Below are 21,864 nucleotides of genomic sequence, written 5' to 3'. Positions count from 1 at the left end.
GACATTTTCAAGGAGATACCGACATGAGCACGTTCGTTACCCGCGATGGCACTTCGATCTACTTCAAGGACTGGGGCAGCGGCAAACCTGTGCTGTTCAGCCACGGCTGGCCACTGGATGCCGACATGTGGGATTCGCAGATGGAATTCCTGGCCAGCCGCGGCTACCGCGCCATCGCCTTCGACCGCCGTGGTTTCGGCCGTTCGAGCCAGCCATGGAACGGCTACGACTACGACACCTTCGCCGATGACATCGCCCAGCTGATCGAACACCTCGACCTGCGCGACGTGACTTTGGTGGGCTTCTCGATGGGTGGCGGCGACGTTAGCCGCTACATCGCCCGCCACGGCAGCGAGCGTGTGGCCGGGCTGGTGCTGCTGGGCGCGGTGACGCCGGTGTTCGGCAAGCGTGACGACAACCCTGAAGGTGTCGACCTATCGGTGTTCGAGGGTATCTGCGCCGGCCTGCGTGCCGACCGGGCGCAGTTCATCGCCGATTTCGCCACGCCGTTCTATGGCATCAACCATGGGCAGCAGGTGTCCCAGGGTGTGCAGACCCAGACCTTGAACATTGCGCTGATGGCATCGATCAAGGGCACCCTGGATTGCGTGACCGCGTTCTCCGAAACCGACTTCCGCCCGGATATGGCCAAGATCGATGTGCCGACCCTGGTGATCCACGGTGACGACGACCAGATCGTGCCGTTCGAGAGCACCGGCAAGCGGGCGGCGGAGCTGATTCGTGGGGCTGAGCTGAAGGTGTATGCGGGGGCGCCGCACGGGTTTGCGGTGACCCATGCACAGCAGCTCAATCAAGACTTGCTGGCGTTCCTTCAGAAGTAACTGTGCTGGGGCATTCGCGGGCGTGCCCGCGAAGAGGCCAGCCCAGGCAGCGCAAATGCTGAACAAGGCTAACCTTCAACAACCCACCGCACATCCATCCAAGCCTTGCCCCTACACCAACCGGCATGCTCCGCAGTTGCGCCTGCCCGCTGCCGCACCAGACGGAGAACCCCATGTCCCAGGACCGCAACGACAAGACCCGTCGCCAGTTCCTCGCCACCAGTACCGTGCTCGGTGCCGCTGGCGCGCTCTGGTCCGCATTGCCCTTTACCGGTTCCGCCGGTTCCGCTCACGCATCCACCCAAGGAGGTTCCATGACCGCCGATCTGATTCTGTTCAACGGCAAACTGCACACCGTTGATCGTGAAAAGCCCACCGCGACCGCCGTCGCCATCAAGGATGGCCGTTTCATCGCCGTGGGCAACGACGCCGAAGCCATGGCCCACAAGGGCGCCACCACGCAGATCATCGACCTCAAGCAGCGTACGGTCATCCCTGGCCTGAACGACTCGCACCTGCACCTGATCCGTGGTGGCCTGAACTACAACCTGGAGCTGCGCTGGGAAGGCGTGCCTTCGGTGGCCGATGCCCTGCGCATGCTCAAGGACCAGGCCGCGCGCACGCCGACCCCGCAGTGGGTGCGTGTGGTCGGCGGCTGGAACGAGTTCCAGTTCGCCGAAAAACGCATGCCCACCCTGGAGGAAATCAACCAGGCCGCACCTGACACCCCGGTATTCCTGCTGCACCTGTATGACCGCGCACTGCTCAACCGCGCCGCGCTCAAGGCAGTCGGCTACACCAAGGACACGCCCAACCCGCCGGGCGGCGAGATCCAGCGTGACAAGTTCGGCAACCCGACCGGCATGCTCATCGCCCGCCCCAACGCGATGATCCTCTACGCCACCCTGGCCAAGGGGCCGAAGCTGCCGCTGGAATACCAGGTCAACTCCACCCGCCAGTTCATGCGCGAGCTCAACCGCCTGGGCCTGACCAGTGCCATCGATGCCGGTGGTGGCTACCAGAACTACCCGGACGACTATCAGGTGATCCAGGAGCTGGCCGACAACAACCAGCTGACCGTGCGCATTGCCTACAACCTGTTCACCCAGAAGCCCAAGGAAGAGCTGGACGACTTCCGCAAGTGGACCTCCAGCGTGAAGCTGCACAGCGGTACCGACTTCCTGCGCCACAATGGCGCCGGCGAAATGCTGGTGTTTTCCGCCGCCGACTTCGAGGACTTCCTCGAACCGCGCCCGGACCTGCCGCAAACCATGGAACAAGAGCTGGAGCCGGTGGTGCGCCACCTGGTCGAGCAGCGCTGGCCGTTCCGCCTGCATGCCACCTACAACGAATCGATCACGCGCATGCTCGACGTGTTCGAGAAGGTCAACCGCGACATCCCGTTCAATGGCCTGCCATGGTTCTTCGACCACGCCGAAACCATCACCCCGCAGAACATCGAGCGTGTGCGTGCGCTGGGCGGCGGTATCGCGATCCAGGATCGCATGGCCTTCCAGGGTGAGTATTTCGTTGACCGCTACGGCGCCAAGGCTGCCGAGCAGACCCCGCCGATCAAGCGCATGCTCGACATGGGCGTGCCGGTGGGCGCCGGTACCGACGCCACCCGCGTGTCCAGCTACAACCCTTGGACCTCGCTGTACTGGCTGGTCAGCGGCAAGACCGTCGGTGGCATGGAGCTGTACCCGGAAGGCCTCAGCCGTGACACCGCGCTGCAGCTGTTCACCCAGGGCAGCGCCTGGTTCTCCAGCGAGCAGGGCAAGAAAGGCCAGATCAAGGTGGGCCAGCTGGCTGACCTGGCGGCGCTGTCGCTGGACTTCTTCAGTGTCGATGAAGAGGCGATCAAAGGCATCGAGTCGGTGCTGACCGTGGTCGATGGCAAGGTGGTGTATGGCGCGGCGGAATTCGACAAGCTCGGCCCGCCCCAGGTGCCGGTGCTGCCGGAGTGGTCTCCGGTGACCAAGGTGCCGGGCCACTGGCGCGTGGGCACGCCGTCGCTGGCAGCGGTGGCGCACCAGTGTGTCGGGCCTTGCGGGGTGCATGCGCACAGCCATGAGAAGGCACGGCATTCGAGTGTGCCGGTGAATGACTTCCAGGGCTTCTGGGGGGCGCTGGGTTGTTCGTGCTTTGCTTTCTAAGCTGAGCTGATGTGAAAAAAGGGGGGCCAGTTATTGGCCCCCTTTTTTGTTCCTTCAGTACTGGCCCCTTCGCGGGCTCGCCCGCTCCCACAGGGATCGCACAAAGTCTGAGGGCTGTGGTGCACCTGTGGGAGCGGGCGTGCCCGCGAAGAGGCCGGAAAAACCAACATCAATGGTGAGCCTTGTGCTCCCCACCCGCCAACAGATGCCGGATCTTCACCTCAACCCCAGCGGTCTGCAGCATCCGCACCCGCGCCTCGATCTTCAGCTCACCCCGGGTAACCCGGTGGTGATGCCGCAAATGCTCCAGCCACGATTCCTCGAAGAAGAACTCCAGCCACACCGCCGGGTCCGCGCTGTCGCGCATCAACCCCCACGACAACGCGCCATTGCGCTTGCGCATCGCCTCCAGCTCCCGCGCTGCCTGCTGGAACGCCTCGGCCTTGGCCGGGTCGATGTGGTATTCCACGGTGACCATCACCGGCCCGCTTTCCTTGTCCATGTCGTCGCTCAGCAGCGGCACCGGCCAATGCAGTGACGGCGTCAGCTCCTCGGCTGCGGTTTCCGGCAGCGTCACCTTGCAGGTCAGCAGCGTGCCCAGTGCCAGGCCTCCTGCGGCCAGCAGCAGGCTCAAGGTGATCGTTGCATGGCTGGCCAGCGTGCCCCACAGCAACCCGCCACTGGCCATGGCACCAAAGAAGATCAGGATGTACACCGACAGCGCCCGCGCCCGTACCCAGGCCGGCACCGAGGTCTGCGCCGCCACCTGCAGGTTGGACAGCACGGCAATCCACGCCGCGCCGCTGAGCAGCATTGCCGGCAGCAGCACATAGAAGTTGCGCACCAGCGCCAGGGCGAGCAGGAACAGGGCATACAGCAGGCTGGCGAGCAGCACCAGGCGGTCGCGGCTGATGCGTTCGCGCAGGCGTGGCAGCAAGGTGGCGCCGGCCACCGCGCCGATGCCGATGGCCGCCAGCAGCAGGCCGAAATCGGCGGCGGTGCCATGCATCTCGCCACGCACGATCAACGGCAGCAGCGAGGTGCCCGCGCTGGCGCAGAAAAAGAATGCCAAGGCGCGCAATATCACCGCCTGCAAGGGTTTGGCACTGCGCGCGAAACGCAGCCCGGTGCGCATGGCGCCGACGAAGCGCTCGGCCGGCAGCAGCGGCTCCTTCACCTCGCGCTTCCACAGGAACAGCACCAGGATCACCCCGGCGAACGAGATGGCATTCAAGGCGAAGGTCAACCACGGGCCGACCATGCTCACCACCACGCCCGCCAAAGCCGGGCCGATGGCGCGCGACACGTTGATACCGACACTGGAAAGCGCCACCGCGTTGGCCAGGTCGTCCTTGCCTACCAGCTCCGGTGTCAGCGCGCTCCAGGCCGGCATCATCAGTGCCGTGCCGATGCCCAACGCCAGGGTAAGCACCAGCAGCAGGGTGACGTTCATCAGCCCGAGCAGGGTCAGGGCCGCCAGCACCACGGCCACCGAAGACATCCACAGTTGCACCAGCAACAGGTAGCGGCGCTTGTCGACGATATCAGCCGCCGCGCCGGCCGGCAGGGCGAGGAAGAACATTGGTAGCGAGCCGGCTACCTGGATCAGGGCCACATGCAACGGGCTGGCCGACAGCGTGGTCATCAGCCAGCCGGCGCCCACCTCATGCATCCAGGTGCCGATGTTGGAAGCGATGGTGGCGATCCACAGCATGCGGAAGGTGGCGTTGCGCAATGGGCTCCAGGCGCCTGAAGGGGTCGTGCTCATGTCAGAAGCTGCCTTTGAGTGGGTATTCGATGATCAGGTAGATCCGGTCGATGTCATCGCCGGCCTGGGCCTGGTTGGCGCGGTGGCTGACGTGGGAAAACGACAGGCTCAGGTCCTTGGCGGCGCCCGACTGCACCACGTATTTCAGGTCGATGTCGCGCTCCCAGTGCTTGCCGCCGTCGCCGTACTGGCCCACATAGGCGCCGCCTGCCGGGGCATGGCTACCGTCGATGCCACGGCCGCTGACGTAGCGGCCCATCAGGCTCAGGCCGGGGGCGCCGAGGGTGGCGAAGTCGAGGTCGTAGCGCAGTTGCCACGAGCGCTCGCCGGGGCCGTTGAAGTCGGCGTACTTGATCGAGTTGGCCAGGTAGATGGAGTCGCCGCCGACGAAGTCGAACGGGGTATCGCCCTCGACCTTCTGGTAGGCCAGGCTCAGCGCCTGGGCGCCGAAGCTGTACCTGGCCAGCAGGCTGTAGGCGAGGGTGTCGATTGCCCCGGCACTGGCATTGCCGGTGTCGTGGGTCTTGTACAGGTTGCCGTCCAGGCGCCAGTTGCCCTCGGCCAGGTTCAGGTTGAGGTAGGCCTGGCGCCAGGTGTCCTCCAGCTGGCCTGCGTACAGTGCGCCGCCGAATGGCCCGTCGGGTGCGAACGCGGCACCGGCCAGGCTGATGGCGCGGTTGTCAGTGGTAGCGCCGTAGCCGCTGAAGTCATCATGGCTGGAGCTGTTGTCCTGGTTTTTGAAGGCGGTGAAGTGCCCGGCCTGCAGGCGCCAGTCGGGCATGTCGGTGTTGTCCAGGAACCAGCCGGTGGCGTACTCCGGGTGCAGGCGTTTGTCGCTGGTGTCGAACACCGGGGTTTCCACGGTCATTTCGCCGTAGCGCAGTTGGGTGTTGCCCAGGCGCAGCTTGAGTGCGGCGCCGGCGCTGGAGTAGTCGGACTCGGCGCGGCCATCGCTGTCGCGCGGCAGCAGGCCGGTGCCGGCATGGCCGCGGCCGCCGTCCAGCTTGAGGCCGAGAAAACCATGGGCATCGATGCCGACGCCGAGTGTGCCCCCGGTGAAGCCGGAGCGGATTTCGCCAATGAAGCCCTGAGCCCATTCCTGGCGGTAGTTCTGGCCACTGCCGGAGGGCGAGCGGAAGTCGCTGTGCAGGAAATAGTTGCGGCTGAGCAGCGACCAGGCGGGCTCTTCGGCCTGGCTGAGCACCGGGCACAGGGCGAGGGTGGCGAGCAGGGCGCGGCCTGGTCCGTGGGTGGCGCGGATCATGGGGGCTCCGGGAGGGATGATCCGGGACTGTGGAGGAAGGATAGGCCAGGGGTCTTGTATGCGTGTGCTCTGGCTGGTCTTGCCTGTGCCGGCTCAAGCCATGTCGCTGATGGCGAATTCTTCGGCCAGATGATCGATCAGCGCCCGCACCGATGGCAGCAACCCCCGCCGTGACGGGAAGATCGCATGCACGATGCCGCAACGCGGGTGCCAGTCCGGCAACAATTCCACCAGCCGACCCGCCGCCAGGTCTTCGCGCACCGCCACCCGCGGCAGGTGCGCAATACCCACCCCGGCCACCACGAAATGGCGCAGGGCGAACAGGTCGTCCGTCACCATACGCGGTGTGTGCGGGATGACGATGCTGCGGCTGCTGTCTTCGCCCTGGAACAGCTCCCATTGGTACTCACGCTGGGCGCTGCCCCAATGCAGGCTCGGCAGCGTGCCGAGCAACTGCGGGTCGAAGCCCTTGGGCAACTGCTCCAGGTACTGCGGCTGGCCGACCAGGCACTGGGTACTGTTGCTCAGTACCTTCATCACCATGTCGGTGTTCTCCAGCGGTGGAAAGCGCACCCGCAGGGCGATGTCGAACCCCTCGTGCAGCAGGTCGACGCGGCGGTTGGTGCTCTCGATGAACAGCTCCACCTGCGGGTACTTGAGCATGTAGCGGGTCAGCATCGGCCCGACCCAGGAATTGAGCAGGGTGGTCGGGCAACTGATACGCACCAGGCCGCGCGGTTCGCTGCGGTTGCGCTCGATGATCTCCGCCGCGCCCTCGGCCTCCACGCGCATGGCCAGGCAGCGGTTGTAGTAGGCCTGGCCGATCTCGGTGAGCGAACAATGGCGGCTGGTGCGGTGCAGCAGGCGCACGCCCAGGCGGTCTTCGAGATCGGCGATGCGCCGGCTTAGCTTCGACTTGGGCATGTCCAGCGCCCGGCCAGCCGGGGCGAAGCCGCCGTGTTCGACTACTTGGGTGAAGTAGTAGAGGGAGTTGAGGTCTTCCAATGATCGGTCTCCGGATTGTTGGCTGCCTGTACTGGCCTCTTCGCGGGCACGCCCGCTCCCACAGGGATCGCTCAAGATTCAAAGCCAGTGCAGTAGCTGTGGGAGCGGGCGTGCCCGCGAAGAGGCCAGTACAGGCAGCGCCAATCTATCGTTCATAAAACGGAACGCTAAAGCCAAATTCTGCTATCTACCGCCACAAAGGTGATGATTTTAATCTGTGCCCATCAACGCGAAACACCCCCGAATGCTGAAAAATTCATAACCCTCAGGAGCACAGACCATGAGCAAATTCACCTACAACCGCCTGAACAAAGACGATGCCGCTGTCCTGCTGGTCGACCACCAGGCTGGCCTGCTGTCCCTGGTCCGTGACATCGAGCCGGACAAGTTCAAGAACAACGTGCTGGCCCTGGCCGACCTGGCCAAGTTCTTCAACCTGCCGACCATCCTCACCACCAGCTTCGAACAAGGCCCCAACGGCCCGCTGGTACCAGAGCTGAAGGCCCTGTTCCCGGACGCCCCGTACATCGCCCGCCCAGGCCAGATCAACGCCTGGGACAACGAAGACTTCGTCAAGGCGGTGAAGGCCACTGGCAAGAAACAGCTGATCATTGCCGGCGTGGTGACTGAGGTCTGTGTAGCGTTCCCGGCGCTGTCGGCCCTGGAAGAGGAGTTCGAAGTTTTCGTGGTGACCGATGCTTCTGGCACCTTCAACGAAATGACCCGCGATGCTGCCCATGACCGCATGAGCCGCGCTGGCGCGCAAATGATGACCTGGTTCGGCGTGGCCTGTGAGTTGCACCGCGACTGGCGCAACGACATCGAAGGGCTGGCGGCGCTGTGCTCCAACCACATTCCGGATTATCGCAACCTGATTACCAGCTACAACGCGTTGACTGCGGGTAAGCAACAGCCCGTTAGTTGAATGCAAAAAGGCCGGCTCCCTCTGTAGGGAGCTGGCCTTTTTTGTTTGCTGCGCTGGCCCTTTCGCGGGTAAACCCGCTCCCACAGGTACTGCACAGTTTCAGCGCCTGTGGTGATCCTTGTGGGAGCGGGTTCACCCGCGAAGAGGCCAGCAAGGACAACATCAATTCATGGGCTGCGACTCAATCCCATCCAGCAATGCCTCAACCAATCCTTCTGCCATTTCGAGCGCATTCAGGTTGCTCCAGAACAGGCTCTTGCCGGTTTCATCCAGGTGTTCCAGGGCTTTGTAGCCACAGTCGTAGGCGCCGCGCAGGTACTGGGCACATGCACCAGGGCGTCGTGGGCAGAGACGCCCGGGTTTACTGTGAACAAAGGTGGATGGCCGGCATCGCAGCGGCTGAAAGCGCGCTCTTTGGTGTCGGGAAGAGGTGGATTGGGAACAATCTTTTTCATTGCAGTAAGCTCTCTAGGTTGTACTGCAACCATCCGTTTCCACGCGAAGGGTGGCAGTTGTACGCGGGGTGGAAAACCGGTGAGAGGCAACCCGGTAGGCCATACGGCCTCCCGCGCACAACTGCCATTGACGACAGAACCTCAAACCGAGACGGGTTTCCACACCCGATCGCTGAACCGACAGCGACCCGGCAAGCCTAGAGAGCAGGCTTTCCCCGGACAATCAGACGGGCGTCGACACGGTGCGTAGGATAATTCGTCAGGGTCAGCATTAACGTAGGAAATGGTTCGCTAGGAGGTAGGACCTTGCTGAGACGGACGATTTTTTGATGGTTTTTTGGTATCCGCGTAATGGCAGGGAGGTGACCGTCGGGAGGTTGCAGAATGGCCTCCAGGTGCCTGACGATAGATTTCTGGCGCCTATGAGACCGAGCGCCGCCCGCGCGGCGCTTCGCGGGACAAGCCCGCTCCCACATCTGTTTCGGGCCAGTCACTCCTGTGAAGTCACCTCTGTCCGCCTTGTTTGTTCCATTCGATATCGAAGGGGGCGCAATTGCTCTTCATTCATCTTCAGCCATACACCAAGGCTGCAACCCACCTGGCACAGGAATAATTGGCCCGAAACAAATGTGGGAGCGGGCTTGTCCCGCGAAGCGCCGCGCGGGCGGCGCTCGATCGCAAGGGCGCTGCATCTCTACAGTCATGCGCTCGAAACCCTCAATCCGCATCCGAATCAAACAACCGCTCCAACTCCGCCCGGGCCTCCTTGGCCGTCTGCATCACCTTGGCCCGGTCATCACGCACCTGCCCCTGGGCCACCAGCACCTCTTCGTCATGCTGGGTAAACCGCGCAATCCGGTCCGCCGCCTGCGCCTCGCTCAACCCCAACCCCACCAATGCCCGGCGGGTCATCTCCAGGCTGGAGTAGAACGTCTCGCGAATCGGCTCGGCGCCGACATCCGCCAACTTGTGCACATGCTGGCGGTTACGCGCGCGGGCCAGCACTTTCAGGTGCGGGTACAGGCGTTTCACCCGTTCCGCTGTGTGAATGGCAGCTTCCGGGTCATCGATGGTGATGATGAAGTATTCCGCCTCGCCCACCTTGGCGGCATGCAGCACCTCGGGGCGCAGAGGGTCGCCGTAGAACACGGGTACCTGTTCGAACATACGGGTCATCTCGATGGTGTCCACCGAGGTTTCCAGGGCAATGAACGGAATCTTCTGTGCCCGCAGGATGCGCGCGACGATCTGGCCCATGCGGCCCATGCCAACGATCACCACCCGTGGCGTGTCAGCCTGGATCTGCTTGTAATGCTCCGGCACCTCACGCGCAGGTTGCGGGCGCTTGAGGGCGTGGGCGCAGCCAATCATCAGCAGCGGGGTAATGGCCATCGACAGGGTGATGGTCATCAGCAGCAGGTCGTAGGTCTGGGTGTCGAACAGGCCTTGGTCCTTGCCCAGCTTGAACACCACGAAGGCAAATTCGCCACCGGCAGCCAGCACCATGCCCAGGCGCAGGGCGCTGGCGCTGTTCAGGCCACCGGCCAGGCGCCCGACGCCGATCAGCAGTACCAGCTTCACGGCCACCAGCAGCAGGGTCAGGCCCAGCACCACCAAAGGCATTTCAAGCAGCAGGCGCAGGTTGGCACCCATGCCGACGCTGATGAAGAACAGCCCCAGCAGCAGGCCTTTGAACGGTTCGATCTGCGATTCCAGCTCGTGGCGATATTCCGAGTCGGCCAGCAGCAGGCCGGCGAGGAAGGCACCCAGGGCCATGGAAATGCCGGCTTCTTCCATCAGCCAGGCCGTGCCGATCACAACCAGCAGCGCGGTGGCGGTGGACACTTCCGGCAGGCCGGTGCGGGCCACGGTGCGGAACACCGGGCGCAGCAGGTAGCGGCCACCGACGATGACCACTGCGATGCTGGCGAACACCTTCAGGCCATGCTCCAGGCTGTCGCCGTGGCTGGTGTCCGGGCCACTGGCGGCCAGCAGCGGAACCAATGCGATCAGTGGGATGGCGGCGATGTCCTGGAACAGCAGGATGGCGAACGCCAGGCGGCCGTGCGGGGCGTTGAGCTGCTTGCTCTCGGCCAGGCTCTGCAGGCCAAGGGCGGTGGACGACAGCGCCAGGCCCAGACCGAGCACGATGGCCGCCGGTAGCGTCTGGCTGAAGCCGAACAGGGCGATGGCGCCGATCAGCGCACCGGTCAGCAGCACCTGGGCGGTGCCGACGCCGAATACGGACTTGCGCATCAGCCACAGGCGCTTGGGCGACAGCTCGAGGCCGATGATGAACAACAGCAGGACCACGCCCAGCTCGGAAATGTGCGCCACGCTTTCGGTATCGCGGATCAGGCCCAGCGCCTGCGGGCCGATGATCACGCCGGCGAGCAGGTAGCCGAGCACGGCCCCCAGTTTCAGTCGCTTGGCCAGCGGGACGGCGAGGACAGCGGCAAGCAGAAAGATCACCGCGGTTTGCAGAAGGCTGCCTTCGTGTGGCATTGGCTCGTACTCCATGAGCTGCTGGGGCAGCGTTAGATCAGTTTGGCGGACAATTCTGGGGAATGTGGGAGTGCCAGACAATCTGCTGTGAGGAAGACACATTGTCCTGAATCAGGTGACAGTCGTGCCGGCCTCTTCGCGGGTTCACCCGCGAAGAGGCCGGCACAGGAAATCTGCATACTCAACTGCCACCAAACTGCGCCCGATACTGCGCCGGCGTCATGCCAATCCGCTCGCAGAAAACCTTGCGCAAATGCCGGTCACTGCCAAAACCGCACTGCGTCGCCACCACTTTCAATGGCAGGTCGCTGCTTTCCAGCAGCTTGCGCGCGCGGTCGATGCGTGCGTTCTGCAAGTATTGCAGCGGCGTGATGCCCACCTCGCGTTGAAAGGTGCGGGCGAAGTTGCGCCCGCTCATGGCCACCAGGTCGGCCATCTTCTGCACAGTGAAGGCTTGCTCGATATGGTCGACGATATACGCCTGCACCCGTGCAATCGGCGAATCATCCCGCGGCACAGCCGCCAGCAGTGGCCCGTAAGGCGTTTGCCCACCCTGGCGATGGCGGGCGACCAGCAGCACCTTGGCCACTTCCAGGGCCAGCGCCTTGCCGTGGTCCTCGGCCACCACTGCCAGTGCCAGGTCGATGCCTGCGGTGATGCCGCCCGAGGTAATCAGGCAACGGTCGATCACGTAGATCTGCTCGGTCTCGACCTTCGCCTCGGGGAACGCTTGTGCCAGGCGCTCCACGTAGTTCCAGTGGGTGGTGCAGCGATAGCCGTCCAGCAGCCCGGCCCGGCCCAGCAGGAATATTCCGGTGCATATTGCACCAAAGCGTTTGGCCCGGCGCACGGCCTGGGGCAGCCAGCGCTCGATGCCCGGCAGGGCGATGTCATAGGCGCCCGGGCCGCCTGGCACCAGCAACAGGTCGACGGCTTCCGGCAAATCCTCCAGACGCAGGTCGGCTACCACTTTCAACCCGCAGGAGCCGCGCACCGCTGCCTGCCCTTCGGCCAGGGTCAGCAGCCGGTACTTCCGCTCGGCAGGAAGGAAGCGGTTAGCAATGGCAAACGCGTCCATGGGCCCGGTCACGTCCAGCAACAACACATCATTGAACAACACCATGGCCACGGTGCGGTGGGCGGGTTTTTCCTGCATCGCTCTTTTGCCTTGAATGCCGGCCGCCACCAGCGGCCCGAAGCTGAATACGAAACGCATCTTAAGGTATCGGCAAAACCGTCAGGGCCAGCAGCGCGCAATTAACAACAATTCAGGTTTGGCTCAGGACTTTGTCATGTGCCGGAGGCGAGACTTTCTGCATTGAACAGGAGAGCCGCCATGCACCCCGGGACGCCCCAAGCGCCGCTGCAAACCCCCGGCGCACTGACGCCGGCGCGCTTGCGCCGGGCCAAGGAACTGATGTTGCACAGCTCGTTGTCGATCATCGAAATCGCCGGGTTATGCAACCTCACCCGCAGCCACTTCTCGCGTGCGTTCAAGGTCAACACCGGCCTCTCGCCCCAGGCGTGGCGCCTGCTGGCACGCATGGAAAAGGCCAAGCGCCTGCTCGCCACCGAGGCGCCGATCACCCACGTGAGCCTGGAATGCGGCTTCTGCGACCAGGCCCATTTCACCCGCGCCTTCAGCCGCCTGGTCGGCCAGCCACCCAAGGCCTGGCGCCAGGCGCAGGCCCATCCTTAAGCCGAACCTATCCGCCGGTATAGCCCCTTGTGGACAGTGCCGGCCTGTTTTCCCAACCCAAGGAGTCACCCCGATGAGCCAACCCGATTACAAGCGCCTGAACAAAGACGACGCCGTGGTGCTGCTGGTCGACCACCAGACCGGCCTGATTTCGCTGGTGCAGGACTTCTCGCCCAACGAGTTCAAGAACAACGTGCTGGCCCTGGGCGACCTGGCCAAGTTCTTCGGCCTGCCGACCATCCTCACCACCAGCTTCGAGCAAGGCCCGAACGGCCCGCTGGTGCCCGAGCTGAAAGAGATGTTCCCGGATGCGCCGTACATTGCCCGCCCTGGCCAGATCAACGCCTGGGACAACGAAGACTTCGTCAAGGCGATCAAGGCCACTGGCCGCAAGCAGCTGATCATCGCAGGCGTGGTGACCGATGTGTGCGTGGCGTTCCCGACCCTGTCGGCGCTGGCGGAAGGTTTTGAAGTGTTCGTGGTGACCGATGCATCGGGCACCTTCAACGAAACCGTGCAGCAGGCGGCCTGGGTGCGCATGACCCAGGCGGGTGCACAGATGATGAACTGGTTCTCGGTGGCCTGTGAGCTGCACCGCGACTGGCGCAACGACATCGAAGGGCTGGGTAACCTGCTGTCGCAGCGCATTCCCAACTACCGCAACCTGATGAACAGCTATGCGGCCCTGAGCGCCCGTTGATGTAAACCTGTACCGGCCCCTTCGCGGGCGTGCCCGCGAAGAGGCCGGAGCAGGCTAAGAATGATTCACAGGCAGAGTGAGGCGAATCCGGCACCCCCCAGCTCTGACACCAGCGCCTGCAACTGCCCACCATGGGCCTGCACCACCGAGTTGCAGATCGCCAAGCCCATCCCCATGCCACCGATCTTGGTGGTATGAAACGCATCGAACACTCGCTCGCGCTCATCCGCTGCAATCCCCGGCCCGTTGTCGTCCACGCAGATTTCCACCCCATCCCCGACCACCGCCGACGCAATCCGCAGCACCCCATCGCTGCGATACCCCGCCAGCGCCTCCAGGCCATTGGTAATCAGGTTGAACACCAACTGCTGCAACTGCACCGGGTCGGCCATCACGCTCACCCCCGCCTGCAAGCGCATCTGCACATCCACCGTGCCCTTGGCGGCATCGGCCGAGGTCAGGCGCACCACTTCGCGGATCAGTTCGTCCAGCTTTACTACCTTGAGCTGCATCGGCGACTGCTTGGCCAGCGAGCGCAGTGCACGCACGATGTTGGCGGCCCGTTCGCTGTCGTTGCGTATATCTTCCAGGCCGGCAATCGCCTCTTCCAGGTCGGGCTTGGCGCGTTTCAACCAGCGCAGGCTGGCAGCGGCGTTGGAGGCTATGCCCAGCAGCGGCTGGCTGATCTCGTGGGCGATGGACGCGGACAGCTCGTTCATCACCTGCAGGTGCGCCGTGCGCGCCAACTCCGCGCGGGAGCGGCGCAACTCGGCCTCCATCTGGGCGCGGGTCTGGTTGTCTTCGGCCAGGCGTGTGTAGAACTTGGCGGTTTGCAGCGACACCGCTGCCTGCGAGGCGAGGATTTCCAGCATGGCCAGGCGCTGGCTGCCGAACAGGTTCGGTACCAGGCGGTTTTCCAGGTACACCAGGCCGATCAGCACGCCCTGGATCACCAGCGGCAGGCACAGTACCGAACGGGCCTTGCGCGCCTGCAACTGCTGGCGGAAGGCCTCGGGGCAATCGCTCTGGGCATCGTTGAGCACCAGGGGCTTCTTGGTGCGCATGGTGGCGTTGATGATCGACAGCGGTGCCTGGGTCAAGAACTTCTGGCAGTCGTCCATGCTCACGTGCAGCCCGGCGTCGTCGATGTAGGCGAGGGCAGCCATCTGGAATTCGGCACCGCTGACGATCAGCAGCGCACCGTGGTCGGCCCCGGAATGCTGGGTCAGGTGGCCCATCAGGGTTTCGATAAGGCCTTCGAGCAGTACTTCCTCGGACAGCGCCCGTGCTGCCTCGATGCCGGCTTCCAGGTCGAGCTTGGCCTGGTTGGTTGCGCGTTGGCTTTCCTGGATTGGCTGGGTGCGCAGGAACGGGTGCAACGCCTCCAGCTGGTGCACCTTGCCGGTCGCGCCCCAGATATGGAAACAGTCGCGGGCGATGCGCAGGTGCAGGTTGGCGCCAGAGATCAGGCCGCTGGGGATACATACTTCGGCCAACTGCTCGTGGGCCAGCGCCTGCTCGTGGATGAAACCGGCTGCGGTGGCGGCGATCTGTGCCTGGTCGAAGCAGCGGATGGCGGCCAGGCCGTCGCCTTCGAGCTTGGCGATCACGCCTTCGATCAGCAACAGCTTGTTGCGGAAGGTGGCCGGGTTGAAGCCGGCCCAGCGGCCGAAGCGCTCCCGCAGGGCCTGCAGCTCGCGCAGCTTGTCGGCAAGGCTGCCAATGGCCTCGGGGCTGCCCAGGGCCAGGCCGTGGAACAGGTGATAGTCGGCCAGGTTGATGTGCGCCGGTACCGCCCAGGTGTTGTCGCCGGCCAGTGCCAGGTTACGCATGGCCTGCGGGATATTGCCCAGGTAGAAGTCGCACATGCCGGCCATCAGGTACTGGAAGAACCGCGTGGTAGGCGATTTCGAGGCTGTGGCCGAGGCCGGGCAGGGCGTGCCGCTCAATTTGGCGACGAACGCTTGCTGGGCCTGCAGGATCTGCTCGATGTCGCGGTAACCGTAGCGACGCACGGTGGCCAGGCCTTGCGCCAGTTCCTCCACCACGTCCGGCAGGTAGCGGCCCATGAACAGCGAATCGGAAACCAGGTGGTTGCAGGCATAGCAGCTCATCGCCAGGTCGCCGCTCAGGCGCCCCGAGTCGACCGCATCCAGTGCGGTACGGCGGGCGAACTCCATGGGCGAGGTCCAGGCGCTGACCTGGTCCAGGGCCAGCAGCGCGCTGGTCAAGTCAGCGTCGAAACCGTGCCGCTCTATCAGCTTGAGCGCAGCCAGGCAGCAAGCGTGGCCATCATGGTAGGCGCCGAAGCGCTCGGCAATCATCACCCCGTACCAGGCCATGCCGTAGGTGCTGCCCGGGGCGACGCCGTGCAGCAGTGACAGCTCCATGAGCTTGGCCAGGTGCAGGAAGCAGATGTCGTCCTTCACGAAAAACGATGACGACAGGGTGGCCAGCAGGCTGATGGCAACTGTCACTTCCTCCGAATCGGTGCGCTGCAGCGATTCCAGGCAGTGTCGGCCTTTCTGTTCGACCAAGGTCTGTACATGGGCATGACTGGCTTCGACCTGTTGCCAGTCGACACCTCGCACCGGGCTCATACCCAGCAAGTCCAGGCCGGAAATGGCGCTGTCGATGGCCGCCTGATAGTCGCCGCGCAAGGTGTACAGCAGCGCCTGCAGGCGGCATACCCGCGCCTGGTCCAACGCCGAGCGCGCGCGCAGGCGGCATTCAGTGATGCGGGCCTCGGCCGCGACCATTCGCGACAGTTGCATGTCGCACTCGGTGGCCATGCAGGCGATGGCAAAGCCATGCGTGGCGCGGCTTTCCAGCGTTGCGCCGCGTTGCAGCAACTGCTCGGCCGTGTGCAGGTAGCCAGCCGATTGTTCGAACGCGCCGCCATCGCGTGCGCGTGCTGCTGCCTCGCGTAAAAGCTGCAGAAAAGCTTCGCAGTCATCCGCTGCAAACCCGCATGGGCTGGCGCGTTGCAGCTGGTTGGCAAGCTCGAACAGTACCTCGTGCAGGCGCCCCGGCCAGGCCTGGCGCATGGCCTGGGCAATACGTGCATGCAGTTGGGCACGTGCGCGCGCTGGCGTGAGAGCGTACGCAGCTTCCATCACCCGTTCATGGGCGAAGCCCAGGCCGTTCTGGCCCGGTTGCAGGAAACCCGCGCCAATCAAGGCTTTCAACGGCTCGCCGGGCGCTTGAGAGAGTACCTGGTGAAGCAGGCGTTCATCACAGCGGCTGCCAGCCGCACTGACCACCCGCAGCAGGTCGCGCTGCGGCTCGGGCAGGCGCACCAGGCGGTGGATCATCAGGTCGGCGACATTGTCGGAATAGCGGTGGCGGGCCACGGCCTGCAGGCACCATGACCAGCGCATGGCCTGGGTATCGAAGGTGAACAGCTGGTCCTCGACCATGGCCCGGAGGATCTGATTGATGAAGAACGGATTGCCCGCAGTCTTGTCGTGTACCAGTTCGGCCACCTGCAATGCGTCCTCGGGGCCGACGTGGTAGCGCTCGCCGATCAACTCGGTCACCGCGCTCACCGCCAGGGGCCGCAGGTTCAGCGTGGTGCTGCGCAACGCTGCGGGCAGGGCAAGGGGTGTACTGCTGGCTGGCGCATCACTGCGCCGGGCGAAGATCAGCAACAGGTTGCCGGGCGAGTGAGCCAGAAGTTGCGCCAGCAGTTGCTGGCTGGAGTCGTCGACCCAATGCATGTCATCGAAGAACAGCACCAGCGGCTGGTCGGGGCGGCTGAATACCTGCAGGAATTCGACGATCGCCCGCAGCTCCTTCTGCAGCGCCAGACGCGTGGGCTTGGCCGGCAACTCGGGCAAGGGGCCGAGGATCAGTTGCAGGTCTGGTGCCAGCTTGCCGAGCAGCCGGCCGTGGCCTTTGATACGGCGCAGAATCTCGCAGCGCAAGGCGTCGAGGTCCCGGCTGTTCTTGGCCAGCAACTGGGTGGTCAGCGCGCCGAGAATTTCGACCCAGGGCGCGTAGGGCACGGCCTGGGCAACGCCGTTGCACTTGCCGGTGGCCCAGTAACCCTGGGCGTTGGCCCTGAGCGCTGCCTCGACCAGGCTCGACTTGCCCATGCCCGTAGCCCCATTGATGAACAGGGCTTGTGGCTTGCTGTTACGGCGCTGTGCCTTGAGCAGCAGGGCGATGGCCTTCTGTTCGGCACTGCGGCCATACAGGCGTGCGCGGTCGGGCGTCATCGGGTCGGCACAGCCTGGTTCGAAGGCCTCCATGGACTTGCTGGCGGCCCACTGTCGCTGGCAATAGGCCAAGTCCACCGCCAGGGCGCGAGCACTCTGGTAGCGGGCGTCCGGCTCTTTGGCCAAGGCCTTGGCCAGGATCCGGCTGAGAGGTTGCGGCACATTGCTGTCCACTTCGCAGGCCGCTCGTGGCTGCACGCCGGCATGCAGCTGGCGCCAGTGCTGGGTGTCGCGCCCGGCCAGAGGCAATTCGCCCAGCAGTAGCTGGTAAAGGATCGCGCCCAGGGCATAGATGTCGGTGCGTCGGTCGCTGCTGCTGCCGTGCGGGCAGACCTGTTCCGGTGCCAGGTACGCCCAGTTGCCGAGCGCGGTGCCCTGTTCGCTGATCAGCTCCGCCGGGTCGGCGCGAAAGCAGCCAAGCCGCACTCGCTGGTTGGTGTGCAGGCACACATGTTCGGGCTGCAGCGCGCCGTGCAGCACATTGCGTTCGTGGGCCTGGGCCAAGGCAGTGGCCGCGTTTACCGCAATCTCGAGAAACGGCGTCAGGGCGGCAGGGCCCTCTGCGATAAGGTCGGCGATGGAGCGGCCGGCCGGGTACACCAGCAGGGGGCCTTCGGCCGAGCGCACGAACGCCGAGGGGATCACCGCCCATTGCGGGTCGAGTTGCAGGCGGTAGTCACGTTCCAGGCGCTGGCAGGCGGCGGGGACCTCGCGCGGGGCGCGCACGGCGATCCATGCCTGGTCGGTGGCTGGATCGCGAAGGCGGAAGTAACTGAGTTCACCTTCCTGGCCCAGCGCGTTGATGTCGCACCGGTTCAGCCACCCCTCGTCGACGGACTGGTCGTAATCGATGGGCCTGTGGGCAAGGCGTTCATCGAGCATAAGGCACCCCTGCTAGCGACATCCTGACGCACGAGTATACGCAGCGGACCCAGCAGGGATGCGGGCTGCAGGCTGCTTGGCAGGAAAGGGTACGCTGTTGTCCGTTATCGTCCCCTGGGGGCTGGCGGGCTTTTGTATAGTCCTCAGGCCAACCTATCCCTCGGGATAATTGTCTGAAGGCGTACCCTGGCCTAGGCTGCCCTGGGCTGGGAAACGCCCGTGCCCGCGCGAGGAAGCCATGATCCGAATAGGTAATGCCCAGGTGTCGCTGGAGCGGCGCGAAGCCTTTGTTGACGGTAAGCCTGTCCTGTTGGGGGGGCGGGCATTCGAAGTGCTGGCGACGCTGATCAAGGCCAAGGGGCGGGTGGTCGACAAGGACGAGCTGTTCAGCCAGGTGTGGGCCGGCACGGTAGTCGAGGACAACAACCTGCAGGTGCAGGTGTCCTTGCTGCGCAAGGCCTTTGGCGACCGTGGCCTGATCCAGACCGTGCCACGCCGGGGCTACCGCCTGGCCGCCGAGATCAGCCTCGAGTTGCCTGGCAAGGCGGCGGGCAAATCGCCGCTGTGCGCCGCGGCCGAAACTGTCGAGTTGTTCGATGAGCACTTGAACGTGCCGGTGCTGGTGGTGGATGACGACCCGTCGGTGCGCACGGCGTTGGGCCGCCTGCTGCGCTCGCAGGACATTCCGCATCATTTGTTCGCCAGTGCCGAGGCGTTGTTCGAGGCCCGCCTGGAAACCCCCTATGCCTGCCTGTTGCTGGACATGCACCTGCCCGATACCAGCGGCCTGGAAGTCCAAGATGCGCTGCGCCGACTTGCGCTGCCCTGGCCGATCGTGTTCATGACCGGCTTCGGCACCATCCCGATGACCGTCCAGGCCATGCGTGCCGGGGCCGTGGAGTTCCTGACCAAACCGTTCGACGAAGACCAGATGCTGACACTGCTGCAGGCGGTGCGCACGCGTGCCGTGGCCGAAGGGCGCAAGTGGCACCATGCGCGGCAGGTCGAGGAAAAGTACCAGCGCCTGACCCAGCGCGAGCGCCAGGTGTTCTCGCTGGTGGTCGGTGGCCTGTCGCACAAGCAGATCGCCAGGCAGATCGGCACCAGCGAGGTGACGACCAAGGTGCACAAGAAAAACATCATGAACAAGATGCAGTCCCGCTCGCTGCTTGAACTGGTGGCCATGCACAACGTTATCGGGGCGCAGCCTGAGGGCCTGGGCGGCGCATGAGCAGCACAGTGTGCATCGTTGACGACGATGCTTCGGTGCGCAAAAGCCTGGCCAACCTGCTACGTTCGGCAGGTTTCGAGACCTTGTCTTTTGCTGCCGGGGACCTGTTCCTGGCCTCGGCACTGGCGCGGCAAGCGGGGTGTGTGCTGCTCGACCTGAGGATGCCCGGAATGAGCGGGCTGGCGGTGCAGCGCGAGCTGGCCAGGCTGGGGTGGCGGTTGCCGGTGATCTGCATGTCGGCGCACTGGGATGAAGGGGCGGTGCGGGCGGCGATGGCGCTTGGGGCGCTGGTCTGCCTGGGCAAGCCATTTTCTGAAGAGGTGCTGCTGAAGGTGGTTGAGGATGCTTTGGTGGGCAGCCAGTGAGGTATTCCTGCCCCGGCCCCTTCGCGGGCTTGCCCGCTCCTACAGGGACTGCATAGGCTTTGGGCCGATGTATTCGGTGTGGGAGCAACTGTCTTGCACTGCCTGTACTGGCCTCATCGCTGGCAAGCCAGGCTCCTACAGGGACTGCGCATGGTTTGAGGCCGATGCGGTCGGGGTGGGAGCTGGCTTGCCTGCGATGGGCTGCAAAGCAGCCCCGGCAATCTAACTGCTCCCCGGCCGGTACTGCAGGGCCTCGGCCAGATGCGCCCGGCCAATTGCCTGGTTACCTTCCAGATCCGCCAGCGTCCGCGCCACCTTCAGTAACCGGTGAGCCGCACGTAACGACAGGGTCAGCCGCTCACAGGCCCCCTCCAACCAGGCCTGGTCCGCCGCCGCCAAGCCACAATGGCAGCGCAACCCCTCAAGGTCGAGAAATGCATTCGCACACCCTTGTCGCCGCTGTTGCAGTTCACGTGCCTCGGCTACCTTGGCCGCCACATCGGCACTGGTCTCGCCGCAGGGCTGGTTGTTCAGCGTGGTGCTCTCACGGGCCACGGTCAGGTGCAGGTCGATACGGTCCAGCAATGGCCCGGACAGCTTGTTGCGATACCGCGCGATCTGCTCGGTGCTACAGCGGCAGCGGCCAGTGGGGTCGCCCAGGTAGCCGCAAGGGCAGGGGTTCATTGCCGCCACCAGCTGGAAACGTGCGGGGAAGCGCACCTTGTCGCGGGCCCGGGCAATCACGATCTCGCCCGACTCCAGCGGTTCGCGCAACACTTCCAGCACGCGACGCTCGAACTCAGGTAGTTCATCCAGAAACAGCACGCCATGGTGGGCGAGGGTGATTTCGCCCGGTTGCGGCCGGCTGCTGCCGCCGACCAGTGCCGGGCCGGAGGCGGAGTGATGCGGATGGCGGAAGGGCCGCTGCGGCCAGCTGCTCAGTGGCGTATGGCCGCTGACCGACTGTATCGCCGCCACTTCCAGTGCTTCGTGCTCGTCCAGTGGTGGCAGCAGCCCCGGCAAGCGGCTGGCAAGCAAGGTCTTGCCGGTACCGGGAGGCCCGGTGAACAAAAGGTTGTGCGCCCCGGCCGCCGCTAGCAGCAGCGCACGCTTGGCCGCCAGTTGGCCCTGCACTTCGCTCAGGTCCGGGTACGGACGTTGCTGCAGGATCAGGCCGTTGGCGGCATACGGTGGCAATGGCACCTGGCCGTTCAGGTGGGCGACCAGTTCCAGCAGGTGCCCCACCGCATACACCACCAGCCCGCCTGCCAGGCTGGCTTCCTCGGCATTCTCCCGCGGCACCACCAGCGCCCGGCCTGCTTCGCGTGCCGCCAGTGCTGCGGGCAACACGCCCTGCACCGGGCGCAACTTGCCAGACAGCGCCAGTTCGCCCAGGCATTCGACCTCGGCAAGGGTGGCCGTTGGTACCTGGCCATCGGCGGCGAGGATACCCAGGGCAATTGCCAGGTCATAGCGCCCGCCATCCTTGGGCAGGTCGGCGGGGGCGAGGTTCTGGGTGATGCGCCGCTGCGGGTAGTTCAAACCGGAGTTGACGATGGCGCTGCGTACCCGGTCCTTGCTCTCTTTGACCGTGGTTTCCGGCAGACCGACCAGCGTGAGATGGGGCAAGCCGTTGGCCAGGTGGGTTTCGACGCTGACCGCCGGTGCCTGCACGCCCACCTGGGCGCGGCTGTGGACGAGGGCTAGGGACATGGACGCTCCGTTGTCGCTGAAGAGGGCCGCTTCCTGCGGCTTTGCAAGAATAGCGAGCACGGCCCGGGCCGGCGAAAGAAGTGTGCGTCCTGGTTTTTCAGGCAGGGTTTTCCCCTGCATTGTCACCCTGTCGG

At 64.6% G+C, this 21,864-nt stretch carries 13 protein-coding genes and 2 pseudogenes; 7 read left to right on the top strand and 8 right to left on the bottom strand.

Annotated features, from left to right (window positions below):
- The first annotated feature begins 23 nt into the window (after positions 1 to 23).
- Together ACK56M_RS28420 and ACK56M_RS28415 are read left to right on the top strand one after the other, a co-directional pair.
- Positions 24 to 842: an alpha/beta fold hydrolase gene (locus ACK56M_RS28420; RefSeq protein ID WP_015272311.1), complete on the top strand. Its 819-nt coding sequence runs from the start codon at positions 24 to 26 to the stop codon at positions 840 to 842.
- A 314-nt stretch (positions 843 to 1,156) separates the two neighbouring features.
- A complete protein-coding gene (locus ACK56M_RS28415) occupies positions 1,157 to 2,998 on the top strand; it encodes an amidohydrolase (RefSeq protein WP_015272310.1) in 1,842 nt (613 codons plus the stop codon).
- A 169-nt stretch (positions 2,999 to 3,167) separates the two neighbouring features.
- Here ACK56M_RS28415 and ACK56M_RS28410 read toward each other — a convergent pair whose 3' ends face one another.
- The 3 genes from ACK56M_RS28410 to ACK56M_RS28400 form a co-directional block, all read right to left on the bottom strand.
- A complete protein-coding gene (locus tag ACK56M_RS28410; RefSeq protein WP_411959174.1) occupies positions 3,168 to 4,766 on the bottom strand; it encodes an MFS transporter in 1,599 nt (532 codons plus the stop codon).
- Between the two features lies 1 nt (position 4,767).
- On the bottom strand, positions 4,768 to 6,030 hold the full coding sequence (locus ACK56M_RS28405; RefSeq protein ID WP_309671291.1) for an OprD family porin: 1,263 nt from the start codon (positions 6,028 to 6,030) through the stop codon (positions 4,768 to 4,770).
- A gap of 93 nt (positions 6,031 to 6,123) precedes the next feature.
- Positions 6,124 to 7,035, bottom strand: coding sequence for a LysR substrate-binding domain-containing protein (locus ACK56M_RS28400; RefSeq protein ID WP_015272307.1), 912 nt, complete (start codon positions 7,033 to 7,035; stop codon positions 6,124 to 6,126).
- Between the two features lie 280 nt (positions 7,036 to 7,315).
- Between ACK56M_RS28400 and ycaC (ACK56M_RS28395) the strand changes: the two genes are divergently transcribed.
- On the top strand, positions 7,316 to 7,960 hold the full coding sequence (gene ycaC, locus ACK56M_RS28395; protein ID WP_411959173.1) for an isochorismate family cysteine hydrolase YcaC: 645 nt from the start codon (positions 7,316 to 7,318) through the stop codon (positions 7,958 to 7,960).
- A 162-nt stretch (positions 7,961 to 8,122) separates the two neighbouring features.
- On the opposite strand, the pseudogene ACK56M_RS28390 reads toward ycaC (ACK56M_RS28395), so the two are convergent.
- From ACK56M_RS28390 to ACK56M_RS28380, 3 genes and pseudogenes are all read right to left on the bottom strand, one after another.
- Positions 8,123 to 8,415 (bottom strand): annotated as a pseudogene (locus ACK56M_RS28390) (hypothetical protein).
- 717 nt (positions 8,416 to 9,132) lie between these two features.
- Complete coding sequence (locus tag ACK56M_RS28385) at positions 9,133 to 10,920, bottom strand: monovalent cation:proton antiporter-2 (CPA2) family protein (RefSeq protein WP_085721334.1); 1,788 nt, start codon at positions 10,918 to 10,920, stop codon at positions 9,133 to 9,135.
- A gap of 181 nt (positions 10,921 to 11,101) precedes the next feature.
- Positions 11,102 to 12,076: a GlxA family transcriptional regulator gene (locus ACK56M_RS28380; RefSeq protein ID WP_043936302.1), complete on the bottom strand. Its 975-nt coding sequence runs from the start codon at positions 12,074 to 12,076 to the stop codon at positions 11,102 to 11,104.
- Positions 12,077 to 12,256: 180 nt separating this feature from the next.
- Between ACK56M_RS28380 and ACK56M_RS28375 the strand changes: the two genes are divergently transcribed.
- Both ACK56M_RS28375 and ycaC (ACK56M_RS28370) read left to right on the top strand, forming a co-directional pair.
- Complete coding sequence (locus ACK56M_RS28375) at positions 12,257 to 12,619, top strand: helix-turn-helix domain-containing protein (RefSeq protein WP_015272303.1); 363 nt, start codon at positions 12,257 to 12,259, stop codon at positions 12,617 to 12,619.
- Between the two features lie 73 nt (positions 12,620 to 12,692).
- Positions 12,693 to 13,319 carry an isochorismate family cysteine hydrolase YcaC gene (ycaC, locus tag ACK56M_RS28370; RefSeq protein ID WP_004375560.1) on the top strand — a complete coding sequence of 209 codons (627 nt, stop codon included), beginning with the start codon at positions 12,693 to 12,695 and terminating at the stop codon, positions 13,317 to 13,319.
- 54 nt (positions 13,320 to 13,373) lie between these two features.
- Here ycaC (ACK56M_RS28370) and ACK56M_RS28365 read toward each other — a convergent pair.
- Positions 13,374 to 18,421 (bottom strand): annotated as a pseudogene (locus ACK56M_RS28365) (AAA family ATPase).
- 238 nt (positions 18,422 to 18,659) lie between these two features.
- On the opposite strand from ACK56M_RS28365, the gene ACK56M_RS28360 reads away from it, so the two are divergent.
- Together ACK56M_RS28360 and ACK56M_RS28355 are read left to right on the top strand one after the other, a co-directional pair.
- A complete protein-coding gene (locus ACK56M_RS28360; RefSeq protein ID WP_100412827.1) occupies positions 18,660 to 19,652 on the top strand; it encodes a response regulator in 993 nt (330 codons plus the stop codon).
- Entirely contained in the window at positions 19,649 to 20,017 is a 369-nt protein-coding gene (locus ACK56M_RS28355; RefSeq protein ID WP_170977510.1) for a response regulator transcription factor, read from the top strand. Before ACK56M_RS28360 ends, ACK56M_RS28355 begins: the two co-directional genes overlap by 4 nt.
- Before the next feature lie 222 nt (positions 20,018 to 20,239).
- On the opposite strand, the gene ACK56M_RS28350 is transcribed toward ACK56M_RS28355, so the two are convergent.
- Positions 20,240 to 21,730 (bottom strand): YifB family Mg chelatase-like AAA ATPase, encoded by a 1,491-nt coding sequence (locus ACK56M_RS28350; protein WP_024087897.1) that lies wholly within the window; start codon positions 21,728 to 21,730, stop codon positions 20,240 to 20,242.
- Positions 21,731 to 21,864: the final 134 nt, after the last annotated feature.

Source organism: Pseudomonas sp. s4 (genome assembly GCF_046764235.1).
GTDB lineage: Bacteria > Pseudomonadota > Gammaproteobacteria > Pseudomonadales > Pseudomonadaceae > Aquipseudomonas > Aquipseudomonas asiatica.
Note: the sequence above shows the minus strand (reverse complement) of the source record. Positions and strands in the feature narration are given on the sequence as shown.